Genomic DNA, 1086 nt, shown 5'->3' on the forward strand with positions numbered 1-1086 from the left:
GATTAAGCCCTATCGCGCGCACTTTTTGCAACATGCTCTCTTGTTTTGCTTGGGGGATTTGAATCTTGCGCATAGAAAGTGTGTGAGGCGCGATACCCAATAGATTCAGCATAAAGCTAAAATAATGCGCCTTCCCCGCAGGCACACTTTTCCATACCTCTGAAAACTTCCCTATCTTGATAATACCAAAGACTTTTAAGCCATTGAGTGAAAAGTGGCTATGTCTGAAATCTTTATAAGCAAGTGCTTGGATATGGATAGAGGGGATTTCAGGACACAAGGCTTTAAGCAGGGGGATTTGAGAATCTTTGGTAGTGATAAACAGGGGATTTTGTCCATATCTTTTATAATGAGTATCAAACATATAGGCTAAAAACACATAGGTTTCACCGATTTGATTAAATAGCACATAGGCGACATCATAGGAGCGATTGTAGTGTTTGAGAGAATCTGCAAGTATTTTTTCGGTTCGGACAAGCCTAAGGAGTGTGTCGCCCCAATATATTGCATTGTAGTAGCGAGTCTCTATCAATCTGCAGAGAGAATGACCTAAAACCTTGATTTCTTTTTGTTGTTGATAATCCCCATATAGCCTGTCTTTGAGAGTTCGTATGAGGGCATACAATCTAAGATTCCCGATGAAAATCTCTGTAGCATCTCTATGAGAATCTGCCACGCGCACGCGTCTTATCAGCCTCTCACTCCCCATAAATCTAATAGATTTTTTGGCTAAAGGATCGCTATCATCGGATATTTTAGCATACACCACGACTCCTAAAACTTTGAGTTTCCTCTCCTGTCTTTTTGCCTCTATGATTCTGACATATTCATAAAGCTTCATTCTTTCTCCTTATCATGTCCTCTATCTTGTTGATAATCACATAGCTCTTCCCTAGCATATTGGCGCGCATCGTATTCTCTAATGTCTGCAGATTCTAAACAGGGCAGAGCCTTGAGAGCAAATACCGACATCACGCGTTGTGTATGTTGTAGCTTAGAATTGCCAACCGCTTGAGTGTATAAAATATCCATAGGCACATTGGCTTGAGTGAGAAATTCCACTATGCCACAGCGCAAGGCAATGAT

At 41.1% G+C, this 1086-nt stretch carries 2 protein-coding genes; both read right to left on the bottom strand.

Going from position 1 to position 1086, the window contains the following annotated elements:
* A partial coding sequence (locus CQA44_RS12130) for a hypothetical protein (protein WP_147289810.1) occupies positions 1 to 841 on the bottom strand: 841 nt, incomplete at its 3' end.
* Positions 838 to 1086, bottom strand: a 249-nt coding sequence (locus tag CQA44_RS13055; protein ID WP_220272167.1) for a hypothetical protein, incomplete at its 5' end; no start/stop codon positions are given. The genes CQA44_RS13055 and CQA44_RS12130, both read right to left, overlap by 4 nt.

Source organism: Helicobacter sp. MIT 14-3879 (assembly GCF_003364125.1).